Source organism: Faecalibacterium sp. An77 (genome assembly GCF_002161315.1).
Taxonomy (GTDB): domain Bacteria; phylum Bacillota; class Clostridia; order Oscillospirales; family Ruminococcaceae; genus Faecalibacterium.
In genome coordinates this window covers 1-16862 of the sequence record NZ_NFHK01000052.1, presented here as the reverse complement: position 1 = coordinate 16862, position 16862 = coordinate 1, and the positions used below count along the sequence as shown (strand labels likewise).

The following is a 16862-nucleotide window of genomic DNA, read 5'->3' as shown; positions in this document are numbered from 1 at the left end:
AGCTTCAAGATGTCCTTTTCGCTGTGGATATAGTGGAAGGAATTATAGTGCATCGACTTCTTAAAATTGATGGTGTTGAAAATCTTGATGCGGTAGCCTTTCTTCACAAACGCATTGCCGACCTCGAGGACGGTAGTTCCCTTGGGGAGGACGTTGTCAAGATATTCAGAGGGAATATCTTCCGAATTTTTGCCTCAAAAATTGGCGGTTTTAACATCATCCAGCATCAAACGCTTCATTTTGGCATTTAAGAAGCCATTTCGATGGGGGATAAGCTTTTCCAAACGAGTTAAGATTTTTAATTTCGGGGTCGCAATGATTAAGCTCCGGAAGCTCATAGGATCACGCACATATCAAATATGATATTGACTTTTTATATCATATCCGATATAATAATAGTGCAAAGCAAGCCAACAGGCTTTGCAGGGAGGTGGAGTCTAATAAGGGAAGTAGAACTCTATTCCACTGCGGATGGCGATGAACCGGTAGCAGACTTTTTAAATAGTCTGCCGCCCAAGCACCAAGCCAAGGCTTTCCACGAAATAGACTTGCTGGCAGAGTTCGGCAACGCTCTAAAAGAACCCTATGTCAAGCACATCAAGGGTGACATTTGGGAACTACGAATTCGTTTTTCCTCTGACATCTCCCGTATCTTCTATTTCACTTGGCAAGCCGATACTATAGTTCTTCTGCACGGCTTTGTAAAAAAGACGCAGAAGACACCACCGCGGGAAATTGGAACTGCACAAAAACGCATGGAAGATTTTAAGCATCGAAATTCATAAATAAGGGCGGTATCTCATTCAAAATTTGATTAATAGCAGAACGAACACAAAAGGAGAAAAAACATGAGGTACAGCGACTACAAAAAGGAGGTATTTGCAGAAAACCCGGAAGTAAAGGAAGAGTATGACCGCCTGGCACCGCAGTACGAAGTGATTCGCGCGGCGATTGCCAGTCGGAAAGCTGCTGGACTGACCCAGAAACAGTTGGCTGAAAAAATGGGCACCAAGCAGGCAAACATCTCGCGCTTTGAAAACGGGAACTCCAACCCCTCGTTGGATTTTCTGCAAAAAATGGCGTCCTGTATGGGCAAGACGCTGCACATCACCTTTGAGTGATGGTATAGGGCCGCATCGGGCAACCGGTGCGGCCTTTTCTTTTGCCCACTTGCTTTTTTCAAAAATTAGCTGTTTTAACATCATCCAGCATCAACCGCTTCATTTTGTCCTCCAAAGTGTCTTTTGCAGTCCGGCTGAAGTGAACACCTACCACATAGGTAGTATTTTCGGTCTTCACGCTGAAAGAGCCTGCGGGGGTTGGCTGCGGTGTAGTCAAAGTCTGTGTTGCCTGTTCCATGTCTGCATTCCTCCTTCAAATGCCAAATAAAAAGAACCCGGCTTCTTTCCAAAGCCGGATGCCTTACAGTTCCATCTTTTGTTCTTTCTGGGATGCCTTGTCCTGTTTCTGGGTGTGCTTGCGGGTCTGACGAAGTTGTTCCACCACCGACTGCTTACCTTCGGCATTGTCCAGACTCTCTACCTGTTCCGGCTCCAGAACCTGACCGACCCAGTAGCGGACCTCATTCAGCGGCTTCAACTCTGCCTGCACCTGTTCCAGCTGACGGGCAAAGGCTGCGTGATCGGCTTGCAGCTTGCTGTATTCAGCTTCCAGGGCATCCAGATTCACGTTCAGATCAACGTGCTGCGCTTTCAAGTAGCGATAGGCTTTGTTGTAGGCTTTCAGTTCCTCCTGGTGATTCTCAGCAAAGGCTGCCTGCCGCTTCTTCCAGCCGATCTTCAGGTACTTGTCATGGACGGGTTTCTGTTCCTGACAAATCGCAACCGCGTTCTGAATCCCGGCGATGTCCTTCATCCGCTTTTCGGCTTTTCTCATTCCGGTACGGGCCTGGCTGGCTTTTTGCTTCACGCCAGACAGGACAGCGTTCAGCTGCTCTAGGGTCGAGATCTTGTGGTGCTGGAGATAAACAATCGCCCTGGATACATCCTTCAAATCCTTAATATCACCCTTCTGCTGGCCGGACCAGGACCACTCGCTCCGTTCCGCTTTCCTCTTATCAAGGTAATCATTAAGAAGCAAAGCAAGGTCGGTGGAAGTGGCTTCCTCTTTCAGCAGTTCTTTCTCTGCCTGGACCAGTTCTTCAATCCAATCCAGCAAACTCCGAATGGTTTTACGAATGGCGGACAACATCTGGTTGGCTGCTTTAATATCCCGGTTGAGATTTCCGATATTGGTCTGGATGCCGCGCCGCTCCATCTGCACCACCGCAGGCCCCATGTGGACGGTAGGGATCAAGTCCAGACCCTGCCGCTCATAGGAGCGCAGGTCAAGCCGCTCCGGTCGGTCTGCTGCTTCCAGGTAATGGTTGACGGTATCAGCCCAGCCTTGCCGCCAAATCTCCGCATACTTCTGGTCGTTCCAATCCACGGTATCTTCCTTGTGGCTTTTCCAGTTGCCGGAAGACAAACAGATGCGTTCGCCGTTTTCATCCAAGTCGTACACCTTTCGGCTCTTGGGGAGCCACTTTCCTTTTTCGTCCATGGCACGAAGGGTCAGCATCACATGGCAATGAACATTGTGTCCGGGCGGGGCCGGATCATGGATAGCAAAGTCAGCGATCATCCCCTTGGAAACAAACTGCTTTTCGCAGTAGTCCCGGATCATCTGCGGGTACTGTTCCGGCGGAACTTCTTTGGGTAGGGTCAGCACAAAGCGCCTGGCCAGCTGGGCGTTCCATTGTTTCTCGGCAGCCTCCACCGAGTTCCAGAGGGTTTCTCGGCTGGCATACTCCGGCGGCACGTGAGCGGGCAGTATAATTTCGGTATACAAGATGCCGCGCTTGCCGGAGTAATTTTTGGTTTTCTGGTCATACTCCGAAAACAACTTCTCCCCGCTCTGGTAGGCTGCGCCTGCCACGACAGACTGCCCCTTGCTGCGCTGGGTGATCGTGATTTGGAAATGCGGACACGGAATAGGTATCACCTCCAAACAAAAAGACCGCCCGTCAGGATTGCTCTTGACGAACGGTCTGGAATCCTATTCGGTTGTGCTCTCTGTCCAGGGATGGAGCGGGGGCGCTTCTGCCCTGGGCGAGAGCTGCAAAAGGATAGCTGCGGAGCAGCGCAAGGAAAATGCAGTTTTCCTTGGGATGAAATCGGGATGGCGAACGGAACGCCAGCCCGGTTTCATCCAGCCGTCTGCAAGACCGCAATTGCACCGGAACGGTGTATAATTGCGCCCTATTACAATAGGGTTGGATCTCCTCGAGCTTCCTGCAAATCGTGAATCATTTTTGCCAGGGCCAGTACGACCTCCTGCTGACGAAATGAAAGTTTCAGCAACTCCATCACCTGGTCGTCGGTCAGCTCCCCTGGACAAATCAGAAAACTTTCCAGCATCCCGCCTCGGGTACAGAGACGATGCGTGCGAGCCTTGCGGGTTAGTTCCGGTATCCGGTGCTCCAACATTTTCTCCTGGTGCTGGTAGTAGCGGAGCTTCTGTTCGGCCTTTTCCTTTTGGTCTTTCATGTGGTCCAGCTTTTCACTCATAAGTCTCCATCTCATTTATAAATGATGAAATTGGCAGAATGTTCCACACAATTTTCTATCAAAACGATTTTCATTATGCTGCATTCATTCTGCCGGGCTTATGAAAAGGCAGGCATTTTTCTTGCTTTCATCATCCTGCAAACAGATGATTAAGCACTACTGGGGTATTAATATCAAAAAAGTCTTTATTTGAGTTCAGAATTCATTGAAGATTAAAGGATCATTCGGATTGCAATTACTGTATGAATATGCTATGATTACGTTGAAAACCATTTGCGTTTCAACTGATCAAACAGGGAGTGTGTGAACAGCCATGAAGCGTTTGCAGGATATTGCAGATCAAGTTGGTGTAAGCCGGACAACAGTGTCCAATGTGCTGCACGGCAACACCAAAAAAGTTTCCAAGGAGATGATCCGGAAAATTTCGGAAATTCTGAACCAGGAGGGATATGTCCCGGATACATCTTCCCGTGAGCTGACCCGCAAAGGGTCCTGCATCATTGGACTGGTGCTGGGCTACAGCTGTGTCCACGGAATTCCTGCTCTGCGCGATACATTTGTGGCAGAACTTCTGTCTGGTGTAGAAGAGACAGCCCATCGAAACGGATATTACGTCATGCTGATCGATGGCCAGGACAAAAATACGGACCAGGTGGCAGAGATTGCCTCCCGATGGAATGTGGATGGTCTTGTCGTCCTGGGACTGGACGAAAAGAAATACAAGGAGCTGCGCAGGCAGCTCAACAAATATATGGTCTTGATTGACACCTATCCCGAGGCAGAGTATCACTACGTCAATGTGGGGATCGATGATTTCGGCGGCGGCGCCATGGTTGCAAAGTATCTGCTAGACAACGGGTACACCCAGGCCATCTTTGCCGCCGAGTGTGATGTCGGCGGAGACCATTACCGCTGGAAAGGATTTCAGCATCAGATGCACTCTGCCGGGATTGACTGCGGAGAAGAACGCCATATTCTTCTTCCCGAGGATATTTCTCTGCGCCGTGTCATGTACGGCCACTATTTGGATCGCTTTGTCCAGGCCGGGGCTGTAGCCCTGGCCTCTGACTATGATGCGGCAGAAGTGATGAATTATCTGCAGGACCACGGCATACAGGTGCCGGAGCAGGTCTCGGTCACCGGGTTTGACGACTGCATCTATGCAGAACTCCTGCGTCCCCCTCTGACGACAGTGCGTCAGAACGTCCCGGCCAAAGCAGAGGCCGCCGTGGAACTGCTGGTGCGTCTGATTCGGCAGGAACCGGTGGAGTGTAAAAATTACGTTCAGCCTGTTGAACTGATCCGCCGCAACTCGGTGCGCGAATCAACCCCCAACGCCGCGCCCCAGTCAAAAGATCTGCACAAAACCCACAAATAATTCTTGTGGTATTTATCAGTTTCGTAGGAAACGTTGCGCAAAACCCTTTTCAAATCCTCTTCGGTTTCGTATAATGAGCTCGTCAAAAAGACACGCTGCGCAGCCTGTCAGAACGAGACATATACAAACTGGAAGAGGATTTGTTTTTTGTATCCTGGATGGAGCAGACAAAAAACGAATTCCGGAAAATCTGACTGAACGTCGTGGAGGATTTTATCATGAGAAAGATTTCGCGCAGATCGTTTTGAAGGCTGCCACCGCTGCCTGCGCACTCACCGCACTGACCGCCTGCGGAGGCGGCAATGAATCTGCCGCTGTTTCTGTGGCCAAGGACGAAAACGGAGCCTATGTGGACACCCTGACCATCACCCTGGGCCGTTTTGCAGAACCTTCCGCCGCTGCCCTGTTCCCTGAAGGGCAGACTTTTGAAGACAACGCCTACACCCGTTACATTGAATCCAAGCTCAACGTGGATCTGGTGGACAGCTTTGAAGCATCCGGCGACGCTTACACCAACCAGCTGGCCACCTGCATCGCCTCGGGCGAACTGCCCGACATCCTGACCGTCAACAGCTATGACACCTTCGTCCAGATGGTAGACAACGGCCTGACCTATGACCTGACCGATCTGTATGAGGAATATGCCTCTGATTACATCAAGAGCCTCTATGATTCCTACGACGGCCGCTGCCTGGGCATGGCAACCTTTGACGGCCGGCTGATGGGCATTCCCGGCACCAACCCCGACAACAGCGTCCCTGTCCTGTGCTGGATGCGCAAGGACTGACTGGACAAGCTGGGCCTCAACCCCGACCCCGACGGCGACCTGTGCATCACGCTGGATGACATCGCCGCTGTGGCCAGGGCCTTTGTGGACGCCAATGCAGGCGGCAACAGCACCGTGGGCATGGCTTTTTCCGGCAATGATATCGGCGATGCCATGTGCATCGCCAACGCCATGGGCGGCTACATCGACCGATGGATCGAAAACCCCGACGGCACCATGAGCTGGTCCACCCTGGAGCCTGAAGTCAAAGCCGCCTGGGCCAAGATGAACGAGTGGTACGAAGAGGGCATTCTGGATCCCCAGTTCGGCACCCGCACCACCGATGACATCAACGCCATGATGATCAACAACGAGCTGGGCATCGTCTTTGGCGCATGGCACATCCCCGACTGGCGTCTGAGCAGCGTCAAGGCCCTGGTGCCGGAGGCCGAGTACATCGCCTATACGGTGGCCGATGACAGCGGCATCGTGCACACCTATCACGAAAACGCCGCCGACCGGTTCCTGGTGGTCAGCAAGGACTGCAAGTATCCCCAGGTGGCACTGGAAATGCTGAACATCCTCTATGACGATCTGGCCCACGCCACCGCGGAAACCGCGCCGGAGGTCATCGCCTACATCAACGCCGGCGGACACAACGAGGGCCGTCCCTATTACATGGAAGTCCTGCCCTCCAACAACCCCTCCATTTACTATACCGAGCACATGGCCGTCATCAACGGCGAGATGACCCCTGAGGAAACCACCATTGCCGAGAACAGAGGCTCTTCCCAGGCCATTCTGGACTACCTGAAGGATCCCCAGAACGTCACCGAGGAAACCCTGGGCGGCTGGCACTTCTATGAGTCCCGCATCATCGGCCTGGGCGCATCCATCGATGCGCTGGAAAAGAACGGCAACGCCGAATGGATCACCCCCAAGTATCCCCCCACCACCCCCACCAGCGAGCAGAAAAAGGCAACCCTGGACAAGACCGAGCTGGAGGCCTATGTGGCAATCGTGACCGGCGCACAACCCATCGATTATTTCGATACCTTTGCCAGCGAGTGGAAGCGTCTGGGCGGCGACGCAATCGCCCAGGAAGTCCAGGAATACTTTGCACAGTAATAAAGGGGGTGGAACCGGATGAAAAATCAGGTCAAAAAGATCCATACAAACCAGGCCTATCAACTATATTACCACGGCATGATGCTCCCTGGTTTCATCTTCCTGATTCTGTTCAACTTTGTTCCGATGTTCGGCGTCATCATGGCCTTTCAGGACTACAAACCCGCCAAAGGTTTTTTCGGTTCTGACTTTGTGGGCCTCAAACATTTCAAATACCTGTTCGAAATGCCGGACAGCTTTGAGCTGTTCCGCAACACCCTGATCATCGCCCTGGGCAAAATCGTCTTTACCACCATCATGTCCATCGCCTTTGCGATTCTGCTCAATGAGGTCAAGAACCGGACCCTGAAAAAGTCGGTTCAGACGGTGGTTTACCTGCCCCACTTCCTGTCCTGGGTTGTGCTGGCTCTGGTCATCAAGAATCTGTTCAGCCTGGACGGCTCCATCAACGCAATGCTGGGCACCTCGCTGAACTGGCTGGGCAGCAACTCCCTGTTCCAGCCCCTGCTGATCCTGACCGACACCTGGAAAGAGTTCGGCTATGGCTCCATCGTCTATCTGGCAGCCATCACTTCCATCGACTCGACCCTTTACGAGGCTGCTTCCATCGATGGCGCCACCTGGTGGAAAAAGGTCTGGCATGTCACCCTGCCCGGCATCCGCACCACCATCGTCCTGATGGCCGTCATGAATCTGGGCAACATCCTGAACGCCGGTTTCGACCAGGTCTATAACCTGTACAGCGCATCGGTCTATGCCACCGGTGATATTCTGGACACCTATGTGTACCGCGTCGGCCTGCAGGGCCTGCAGTACAGCTTCGGCACCGCCGTGGGCCTTTTGAAGTCCGTGATCGCCTTTGTTCTGATGATCGGCGCCAACAAGCTGGCTCAGAAGTACACCGACAGCAAAATTTTCTAAGGAGGTCCGTCCGGCAATGAAAGCTGATAAACTCCGCACTGCTATCATCTACATCATTATTATCCTGCTGGGCCTGATCTGTCTGCTGCCGCTGCTGAACATTATTGCCATCTCCTTCTCCTCCTCTGCAGCAGTGGAAGGCAACATGGTAGGGCTGATCCCGGTGGGATTCAGCACCGCAGCCTATGAGAAGATCCTGGAGGACTCCCAGTTCTGGCACTCCTTCCTGATCTCGGTGGAGCGGGTTGTGCTGGCCCTGATCATCAACTTTGTGCTGATCGTGCTGATGGCTTATCCCCTCTCCAAAACCAACGCACAGTTCCGGGGCCGCAACATCTATGCAAACCTGATGATTTTTGCCATGCTTTTCAACGGCGGCATGATCCCCACCTTCCTGGTTGTCAAATCCTACGGCCTGCTCAATACCGTCTGGGCCCTGGTTTTGCCGGGAGCCGTGCCCATCTTCAATGTCATCCTGGTGATGAACTTCTTTGCTGCCGTTCCCAAAGAGCTTGAGGAAGCCGCCTTCATTGACGGCGCCAACCCGCTCCAGGTTCTGACCAAGATCTTCATCCCCATTTCCAAGCCGGTTCTGGCCACCGTATCCCTGTTCAGCATTGTGGGCAGCTGGAACGACTTCTACAGCGGCCTGATCTACATGTCCAAAGCCACCTATTACCCCCTGATGACCTATATCCAGAGCCTGCAGATCAACGTGGAAGATCTGATCAAGCAGGGCAATCTGTCTGCCGTGGTGGATTCTGCCGCCCTGGGCAACACCAACCTCAATGCAGCCAAGATCGTTGTTGCAGTTATCCCGCTGCTGCTGATCTATCCCCTGCTGCAGCGGTACTTCGTTTCCGGCATTGTGGTGGGCTCGGTTAAGGGCTAATTTATATTCTTTCAGAGCGCTCCGGAGACGGGGCGCTCTGTCTGACAAAACAACCACTCAGTCACTTTTATTTGGGAGAACGGTATGATTCAAAAGTATCTCTATGGTGTCCCCTTTGACACCGAATCGGTGGTCGCACCAATCCCTGCAAGCCAGGGCGAACCCCCTGTGGGAACGGTCAAAACCAGCGAGACCGGCTTCTGCTTTGCCTGCCCCCTGGCGGAGGGCGACCGGGTCTACGGCCTGGGCGAAGCCAACCGCGGCATCAACAAGCGGGGCTTTGTCTACGTCAGCGACAATGTGGACGACGGCCTCCACACCGAAAACAAGCAGCGAATGTACGCCGCCCACAACTTCATCGTGATCTCGGGCCAGCAGAATCTGGGGCTGTTCTTCGACTATCCCGCCCGGATTCGGTTTGACATCGGCTTCACCCGCAGGGATTGGCTGGAAGTCACCTGTGAGCGGGCCGACCTGGCCCTTTACGTCATCACCGGCGACAGCGCCTGCGATGTGGTCAAGCAGTTCCGGGCCATCATCGGCCGCAGCTACATCCCCCCCAAGTTCGCCTTCGGCTTTGGCCAGAGCCGCTACGGCTACAAGACCCGGGCCGACTTTGAAGAGGTGGTGGCCAAACACCGCCAGGCCCGCATCCCCCTGGACATGGTGTACATGGACATCGACTACATGGACCACTTCAAGGACTTCACGGTGAACCCGGAGGATTTCCCCGATTTTTCCGGCTTTGTATCCAAGATGAAAGAGCAGGGCGTCCGGCTGGTGCCCATCATCGACGCCGGCGTCAAGGAGGAAGCAGGCTATTCGGTCTGCGACGAGGGCAAGGAAAAGGGCTACTTCTGCAAGCGGGCCGACGGAACCGATTTTGAGGGAACCGTCTGGCCGGGGTGGAGCCACTTCCCCGACGTGCTGAACCCCGAGGCCCGGGCCTGGTTCGGCAGCCAGTACAAGGCTCTGACCGACTGCGGCATCGAGGGCTTCTGGAACGACATGAACGAGCCCGCCATCTTCTACTCCCGGGAGGGGCTGGCCGAGCGGCTGGAGCAGCCGCCGGTTCCCCATGAGGACGGCACCATCGATCAGTTTGGCCAGGCCATCGGCTGGCTCAATCTGTCCAATGCGCCGGAAGACTACGCCCGCTTTTATCACAAGGTGGACGGCAAAATGGTCCGCCACGACCAGGTCCACAACCTCTACGGCTACAACATGACCCGGGCCGCCTCGGAGGGGCTGGCCCGCATTGCCCCGGGCAAGCGGTTCCTGCTGTTCTCCCGGTCCTCCTGCATCGGGATGCACCGGTACGGCGGCGTCTGGACCGGCGACAACCACTCCTGGTGGAGCCACCTGCTGCTGAACCTCAAGATGCTGCCCTCCCTCAATACGTGCGGTTTCCTGTATGTGGGGGCCGACCTGGGCGGCTTCAACGCCGACACCAGCCGGGATCTGCTGCTGCGGTGGCTGGCGCTGGGGGTGTTTACCCCGCTGATGCGGAACCACTCGGGCAGCGACACCCGCCGGCAGGAGTTCTACCAGTTTGAAGGCCCCGAGGATTTCCGCAGCGTCATCGAGACCCGCTACCGGCTGATCCCCTACCTCTACAGCGAATACATGAAGGCGGCCCTGAACGGCGATATGATGTTCAGGCCCCTGGCCTTTGTCTACCCCGGGGACGAAATCGCCGTCCAGACCGAGGACCAGCTGATGCTGGGCGACCAGGTGATGATCGCCCCGGTCTACACCCAGAACGCCACCGGACGGATGGTCTATCTGCCCGAGGAGATGCTGTTTGTCAAGTTCGGCCCCAAGGGCAGTATCACACAGGAAGTGCTGCCCGCCGGCACCCACTTTGTGAAGGTGGCCCTCAACGAGGTGCCCCTCTTCATCCGCAAGGGCGCCTGCATCCCGGTGGCGGACGCCGCCCAGATGGTGGCCGAAATCGACCCCGCCACCATTCAGATGATCGGCTGGCCCGGGGCCAGCTATGACCGCTACGACGACGACGGGGTCACCATCCCCGCAGAATAAAAGGAGGGTTTTGCCATGGACCGCAAATGGTGGAAAGAAAGCATCGTATACCAAATCTACCCCAGCAGCTTCCAGGACTCGGACGGGGACGGCATCGGGGATCTCAACGGCATCCGCTCCCGGCTGGACTATCTGAAGGACCTGGGGGTCAATGTGCTGTGGCTGTGCCCCATCATGGATTCCCCCATGGATGACAACGGCTACGACATCTCCAACTACCGGGCCATCAACCCCCGGTTCGGCACCATGGAGGACTTTGACGCCCTGCTGGCCGAGGCCCATCAGCGGGGCATCCGGATCGTGATGGACCTGGTGGTCAACCACACCTCGGACGAGCACCCCTGGTTCATCGAGAGCCGCAAGTCGGTGGATAACCCCTACCGAGACTACTATATCTGGAAGCCGGGCAAAGACGGCCACGAGCCCAACAACTGGGGCGCTTGCTTCGGCGGCTCGGCCTGGAAATACGACCCCCAGACCGATATGTATTACCTGCACCTGTTCTCCCCCAAGCAGCCCGATCTGAACTGGGAGAACCCCAAAGTCCGGGACGAAGTGTTCAACATGATGACCTGGTGGTTTGACAAGGGCATCGACGGGTTCCGGATGGACGTCATCAGTCAGATTTCCAAGGACCAGCGCTTTCCGGATGGCGAGAAACACGGACTGTATGGCAATGGCGGTCCCTACTATGTCAATGGGCCCCGCATCCATGAATTTTTGCAGGAGATGAACCGGCGGGTTCTCTCGAAATACGACATCATGACGGTGGGCGAGACCCCCGGCGCCACGGTGGAAAACGCCCCCCAGTATGCGGGGCTGGACGGCAAGGAGCTGAACATGGTCTTCCAGTTTGAGCACGTCGGCATTGGGGACGGGCCCCTGGGCAAGTGGACCACCAAGCGCTACGACTTTATGCAGCTCAAGAAAATTCTCAGTCACTGGCAGACTGGCCTGGACGGCAAAGCCTGGAACAGCCTGTTCTGGGGCAATCACGATCAGCCCCGGGCTGCATCCCGCTGGGGCGATGACTCGCCCCTCTCCGCCAAGATGCTGGCCACCTGCCTGCTGAGCCTGCAGGGTACTCCCTACATCTATGAGGGCGATGAACTGGGGATGACCAACGCCTATTTCAAAGATCTCAGCCAGTACCGGGATATCGAAAGTCTCAACGCCTTCAAGGAGCTGACCGGCGCAGGCTTGATTTCTGCAGACGAAATGATGGCGTGCCTGGCCCTGCGCAGCCGGGACAACGCCCGCACCCCGGTGCAGTGGGACGACTCTCCCAACGCCGGCTTCACCGCCGGTACCCCCTGGATCCAGGTGAACCCCAACTACACCGCCATCAACGCCGCCGCCGAGGCCAAAGACCCGGACTCGGTGCTCAACTACTACAAGAAGATGATCGCCCTGCGCAAAGCCCATCTGGGGCTGGTGTACGGCTCCTTCCAGCTGCTAGCGGAGGCGGATCCCCAGATTTTCGCCTACCGGCGCACCCTGGCCGAGACCGGCGAGGACTACCTGATTGCCTGCAATTTCTCGGATCAGGAAGCGGCCTTTGCCATTCCCGCCGACTTTGCCGGGGCCCGGTGCCTGATCGACAATTACCCCGGCAGCGCCCCCGACGGCGCCGTGACCATGCGCCCCTTCGAGGCCTTTGTGCTCCAGAAGTAAACCAGGTGATACCCTATGAATGACTTTTTCGACCTGGATGCCCCTCTGTTCCGTTTTTTAACCCGGGTTGCGGATATGGTGATTCTCAGCCTGCTGTGGCTAATAGGAAGCCTGCCGCTGTTTACCTTGGGCATTTCCAGCACAGCCCTCTATTATGCAGTGAACAAGTCCCTAATTGAGGACCGGGGAACGGTCAGCGAGGAATTTTTCCGGGCCTACCGCCGGAGCTTCCGACAGGCAACTTTGAGCTTTCTTGCTCTGGCAGTGCCGGAGAGCATCCTGCTGGCTGACTGCTTTATGACCCATTACCTCAAGGGGCAACAGGAAGCGACGGGTAATCTCTGGATCATTTTTACGGTGCTGAGTACCTGTGGGCTGGCCTGGATGATCTACAACGCAGCCTATGTGGCAAGATTCGACGACCCGGTCAAAAAGACGGTGTTGCAGTCCGGTGCCATGGCATTGCTCCATTTTGACAAAAGTCTGCTGCTTTTGGTGGTGCTGGCTGCGTTCGGCCTACTGACAGCATTCTGCCCGCCGCTGATCCTTCTGGCACCTGCCGGATATGCGCTGTTTGCCCGGTGGGTCCTTGAGAAAAAGGTGTTCTATCAATATCTTCCCGATATAGACGATGGCATAGACAAGGAGAACAAAGACTGTTCCCATCAGGATTGACCTTTCCTCCAATTTGACTATTCTTTTCTACCAAAGGCAGGGGGCCTGACAGATGATCTGTCAGGCCCCCTGCCAATTATTGATGGGGCCAAAAGTTGTATACCGGGCAGCTCACCCTGTGGTGCCCATTTTCTTCATTTGCTCCACCGCTTCCTGCTGCACCAGCAGTCCCGCTGAGAAGCCGTACTTGAAGTGGTACTCGCTCTCCTCGCCCTGGGCGATGGAGGACTGGGTTTGAAGTTCTTCCACCAGGGCGTAGTCCTCTTTACTCAGCCGCCTGGAAAGCTGCTCCATTAGCTTCTCACAGGTTTTAAGGGCCTCTATGTATGCCAGTGAAGTAGGCACCACTTTCTCACTGGGATAAAATTCCCCATTATAAATCGCTTCCAGAATCATCCTCCTGCCCTCCTCACACATAGATCATCTCAGCCTGGATGATTTCCTCAGCCCGGCTGCGGATGGAGTTCATGGCCTGCACCCAGCGTACTGGATCGGCTGCTTTCAGTTCCTCCGTGATTCTCTCGGCCTGGGCAATCTGCTGGACAATCAGACGACACCGTTCGGCGGCCTGCTCATCCAGGTCAGCCAGGATGGTATGCAGCCTGCCGGACAGAAGCAGCGCTTGATATAGGACCGGCCTGTAAGTTTTCAGGTATTCTTTATGTAACCGGCCCCAGCGGCCGATGGGGCGGTTATCTTCCGGCAGCCTCAGCGCCGGGAGATAATAATGGTCCGTCAGGACATAATCCAGACCGTTCCTGTTGTCATGGACTTTCAGTTCGAGCTTCATGCTGAAATCGCCTCCTGTTTTTCTTTCTTTTTGTGGTAGTCCTCCCTGCGCTTGGCAAGGCGGGCTTCGTATCGTTTGATGGCCTCCGGGTCCCCAGCCTCTGCGGCTGCTTTCATCTTCTGGTAGCTTTTCACAGCCGCCTCACTCTGGTACTTTCGCTGCTCTGCCAGCTGCCGGGCGGCTTCGGGGTCCGTCTTGGTCCGCTCCACAAGAGCGTCGTGTTCGGCCTTGCGTTTGGCTGCCCGGGTGCGTTCATATTCGGCTTTACGCTCTGCCATCATGGCGGCATACGCTGGGTCAGCTGCCATCCGGGCTTCTTCACGCTCCTTTTTGCGCTGCCGGGCTTCGGCCTCTTTGGCCTTGAGAGCGGCCCACTTTGCAGCGGCTTCCGGGTCGGTCTTGGCCTTTTCTTTCAGCTCTGCCCGTGTCAGCTTGGCCCACTGGGCAGACCGCTCCGACCGCTTGCGTTCTTTTTCCAGAAGCCTTTCCTGTTTGAGTCGTTCCTTTTCATCCAGCTGCCGAAGATACTCCGGGTCGGCTGCTCTGGCCTCTTGTACCTGCCGCCGGTATCTGTGGTTGCGCTCCCGCTGTTTGCGGAGATGTTCCTCGTACTTGGCCACTGCTTCAGGGTCCCCGGCTTTCGCTGCCTCCCGCAGGGCTTTCAGCTTCTGCTGCTGGCGTTCGCTGGCCCGTTTGCCTTTTTCCTGCTTCTTGCGAAGTTGTTCTGCATCGATGGCCGCAATTCGTTCTTCTTCCGAGACGGTTTCGGAGGGCGGGTAGTAGCTGCCGATGAAGTTGAAGTAAATATCAATGTTCTGTTTGCGGTAGATGGTGCGGCCCCCGGTGGCTTCATGTACCTCGACCCGGTCAATAAAGGAATAGAGCATGGCGTCCGTCAGCTCGTGACAGTCTCGGTACTTTTTGACCAGGGCCAGAAACCGCTCAGTGTCTGCCTTCTTCACCGACTCCTGCCGGATCTGGTTTTCCAGTTCCTCCATCCGGCGTTCCAGTAAGATTTGTTCTTCATCGTACTGCTGGATCATACGCCGGGCCTGCCGCTCCGGCAGTACACCTTTCATGGAACTCTCATACAGATTCTGAATCATGGCGTCAAGTTCAGCTACTCGTTTTCTGGCTTCTTCCAGCTCGTGCTGGCCGGTATCCTCGCTCTTGGTCTTGCTCTCGTCCCAGATGCTCTTGAGATCGGCTACAAACTCCGCCTCGTTTTCCAGGGCATACCGGCTGACAGCCTGAATTGCTTTCAGGATCACCGTTTCCAGAACCGAAGCTCGAACGAAGTGAGAAGCGCATTGGTTGGTGGTGCTTCGATAGTTCCCACACTGGAAGGCGGAGGACGAGTCGTAGTGCTTTCCATTCTGCTTTCCCTCTGAACCGCAGAATCCCATTCTTGCCCCGCAGTCTGCGCAGTAGATCAAGCCAGACAGGCGGTGGGTGTAGGTCCCGTTTGCTGCTTTGGGCCGCTTCCGCAGCCGCAGCTTGTGGGCAATATCCCAGGTATCCTGGTCTACAATAGGCTCATGGGTGTTTGGAAAGATCATCAGCTCGTCGGCAGTGGCAGCCCGGCGCTGCTTGGTCTTGAAGTTCTCACAGATGGACTTGCCTAGTACCGTATGCCCCAGGTATTCCTGCCGGTCCAGGATGTAGCCCACGGTAGTGGCCGTCCAACGGTAAGGGTCTGCCATTTTGTTGTGTCTGCAATTTTCAGGGAAGTATTTGGCAGCATAGGCAGATGGAATCAAAACCTTCTCCGCTGAGAGCTGTTCGGCAATGGCGGTTATGCTCATTCCCTGGCAGGCCAGGCGGTAAATCTTTCGGACAACCTCGGCCGCCGGTTCATCCACCAGGAGCTGCTGTTTGTCCTCTTTGGTCCGCTTGTAGCCGTAAGGGATGGAGCCGCTGCACCGCATTCCTTTCTTCATCCGGGCCTTGAACACCGCCTTGATCTTGTTGCTGGTGTCCTTGGCATACCACTCGTTCATGATGTTCAGGAATGGGGTGAAGTCATTGTCCGATGGCTTTGCGCTGTCTACGCTGTTGTTGATGGCGATGAAGCGGACGCCCTTCTTGGGGAACACAACCTCTGTGTAGTAGCCCACTTGCAGATAATTCCGCCCGAACCGGCTCAGGTCTTTGACAATCAGGGTAGATACATGGCCCGCTTCAATCTCGCTCAAAAGAGCGTTGAAGCCGGGGCGGTTGAAGTTGGTGCCGGTGTAGCCATCGTCCCAAAAGTGCCGGATGTTCCGCAGTCCATGCTGCCGGGCGTACTCCTCCAGGTACATCTTTTGGTTCTGGATGCTGTTGGATTCGCCCACCTGCTCGTCATCCCGGGATAGTCTTTCATATAGAGCAGTAATCTTGATATCTTCGCTTCTGGCCAGGGTTTTCACCTCCTTTCATAATGCATTTTTTGCTGTGTGACGTTCCTTTTCTCTATCCCACCCAAGTATAGCCCTTCGGATCGGTCAAAACGTAGGAACTGTGCATTTGGAGAAGGTATGAGGTAGGCACCCTGCGCCTTGCCGGCTTTCACCGGTAGGTTTCAGGGAGCCGCCTCCCAAACCGGACGTACACCTCTCGGCGTATCCGGCTTTCCATGAATCACCTCAACGATTCGGTTTCGTGTAAGCGTTCGAAGCAAACCGGGCAGAGAGCAAGCGATTTTCTTCGCATTGCCAGCATTTTCTTTTCAAAAACATCTCTGCCTTTCAGTGTTTTCAGCGTTCTGACGTGGTGCATCCAGAGATATTCTGCATTTTCCCCGCAGAGTTCACACACTCCGGCTTTAATCCTGTTTATAATCGTGTGCCGACCATCATACTTTCTGTAGGTTGGCATCACATCAGCTACATTGTCATAGCCGTCGCTGTGCTTTTCAAATCCTCCATGGTAGAATTCACAGTATTTCAGCCCCTTGGTTGTTTCATAGGGAACTCTCAACACACCATCTGCCATGCAGCGCTTTTTCACAACACTGACGTTTGTCCTGTGTTTTCCTGCCAGTG

At 54.9% G+C, this 16862-nt stretch carries 16 protein-coding genes and 2 pseudogenes; 10 read left to right on the top strand and 8 right to left on the bottom strand.

The annotated features are described in order from the left end of the window. Positions 1-146 (bottom strand): annotated as a pseudogene (locus B5G28_RS15255) (type IV secretory system conjugative DNA transfer family protein); the annotation flags it as partial. 213 nt (positions 147-359) lie between these two features. Here B5G28_RS15255 and B5G28_RS12395 point away from each other — a divergent pair. Both B5G28_RS12395 and B5G28_RS12390 read left to right on the top strand, forming a co-directional pair. Further along, the gene (locus tag B5G28_RS12395; RefSeq protein WP_087249260.1) at positions 360-785 is read left to right on the top strand and encodes a type II toxin-antitoxin system RelE/ParE family toxin; all 426 of its coding nucleotides are present in this window, start codon (positions 360-362) and stop codon (positions 783-785) included. A gap of 63 nt (positions 786-848) precedes the next feature. Beyond that, positions 849-1121 (top strand): helix-turn-helix transcriptional regulator, encoded by a 273-nt coding sequence (locus B5G28_RS12390; protein ID WP_087249258.1) that lies wholly within the window; start codon positions 849-851, stop codon positions 1119-1121. Between the two features lie 58 nt (positions 1122-1179). On the opposite strand, the gene B5G28_RS12385 is transcribed toward B5G28_RS12390, so the two are convergent. The 3 genes from B5G28_RS12385 to B5G28_RS12375 form a co-directional block, all read right to left on the bottom strand. Next, positions 1180-1359, bottom strand: a complete 180-nt coding sequence (locus tag B5G28_RS12385) for a transposon-encoded TnpW family protein (protein WP_087249256.1) — start codon at positions 1357-1359, stop codon at positions 1180-1182. Positions 1360-1422: 63 nt separating this feature from the next. Beyond that, complete coding sequence (gene mobQ, locus B5G28_RS12380; protein WP_343215553.1) at positions 1423-3003, bottom strand: MobQ family relaxase; 1581 nt, start codon at positions 3001-3003, stop codon at positions 1423-1425. A 260-nt stretch (positions 3004-3263) separates the two neighbouring features. Further along, positions 3264-3569, bottom strand: a complete 306-nt coding sequence (locus tag B5G28_RS12375; RefSeq protein WP_087249254.1) for a DUF3847 domain-containing protein — start codon at positions 3567-3569, stop codon at positions 3264-3266. Positions 3570-3882: 313 nt separating this feature from the next. On the opposite strand from B5G28_RS12375, the gene B5G28_RS12370 reads away from it, so the two are divergent. The 8 genes from B5G28_RS12370 (at position 3883) to B5G28_RS12335 (ending at position 13046) form a co-directional block, all read left to right on the top strand. Next, positions 3883-4947, top strand: coding sequence for a LacI family DNA-binding transcriptional regulator (locus tag B5G28_RS12370; protein ID WP_087249252.1), 1065 nt, complete (start codon positions 3883-3885; stop codon positions 4945-4947). Positions 4948-5191: 244 nt separating this feature from the next. After that, the gene (locus B5G28_RS12365; RefSeq protein ID WP_087249250.1) at positions 5192-5734 is read left to right on the top strand and encodes an extracellular solute-binding protein; all 543 of its coding nucleotides are present in this window, start codon (positions 5192-5194) and stop codon (positions 5732-5734) included. Between the two features lie 69 nt (positions 5735-5803). After that, positions 5804-6841: a hypothetical protein gene (locus B5G28_RS12360; protein WP_087249248.1), complete on the top strand. Its 1038-nt coding sequence runs from the start codon at positions 5804-5806 to the stop codon at positions 6839-6841. Positions 6842-6859: 18 nt separating this feature from the next. Next, positions 6860-7762 (top strand): ABC transporter permease subunit, encoded by a 903-nt coding sequence (locus B5G28_RS12355; RefSeq protein ID WP_087249246.1) that lies wholly within the window; start codon positions 6860-6862, stop codon positions 7760-7762. 16 nt (positions 7763-7778) lie between these two features. Continuing rightward, positions 7779-8654 (top strand): carbohydrate ABC transporter permease, encoded by an 876-nt coding sequence (locus B5G28_RS12350; RefSeq protein ID WP_087249244.1) that lies wholly within the window; start codon positions 7779-7781, stop codon positions 8652-8654. An 84-nt stretch (positions 8655-8738) separates the two neighbouring features. Then, the gene (locus B5G28_RS12345) at positions 8739-10697 is read left to right on the top strand and encodes a TIM-barrel domain-containing protein (RefSeq protein WP_087249242.1); all 1959 of its coding nucleotides are present in this window, start codon (positions 8739-8741) and stop codon (positions 10695-10697) included. 15 nt (positions 10698-10712) lie between these two features. After that, the gene (locus B5G28_RS12340) at positions 10713-12371 is read left to right on the top strand and encodes an alpha-glucosidase (RefSeq protein ID WP_087249240.1); all 1659 of its coding nucleotides are present in this window, start codon (positions 10713-10715) and stop codon (positions 12369-12371) included. A 15-nt stretch (positions 12372-12386) separates the two neighbouring features. Further along, a complete protein-coding gene (locus B5G28_RS12335) occupies positions 12387-13046 on the top strand; it encodes a YesL family protein (protein WP_087249238.1) in 660 nt (219 codons plus the stop codon). Between the two features lie 111 nt (positions 13047-13157). Here B5G28_RS12335 and B5G28_RS12330 read toward each other — a convergent pair whose 3' ends face one another. The 4 genes and pseudogenes from B5G28_RS12330 to B5G28_RS12315 form a co-directional block, all read right to left on the bottom strand. After that, positions 13158-13442, bottom strand: coding sequence for a DUF6809 family protein (locus B5G28_RS12330; RefSeq protein WP_087249236.1), 285 nt, complete (start codon positions 13440-13442; stop codon positions 13158-13160). 13 nt (positions 13443-13455) lie between these two features. Then, positions 13456-13836: a TnpV protein gene (locus B5G28_RS12325; RefSeq protein WP_087249234.1), complete on the bottom strand. Its 381-nt coding sequence runs from the start codon at positions 13834-13836 to the stop codon at positions 13456-13458. Then, positions 13833-16247 (bottom strand): recombinase family protein, encoded by a 2415-nt coding sequence (locus B5G28_RS12320; protein WP_343215552.1) that lies wholly within the window; start codon positions 16245-16247, stop codon positions 13833-13835. Before B5G28_RS12320 ends, B5G28_RS12325 begins: the two co-directional genes overlap by 4 nt. Before the next feature lie 211 nt (positions 16248-16458). Beyond that, positions 16459-16862, bottom strand: a pseudogene (locus B5G28_RS12315) (group II intron reverse transcriptase/maturase); the annotation flags it as partial.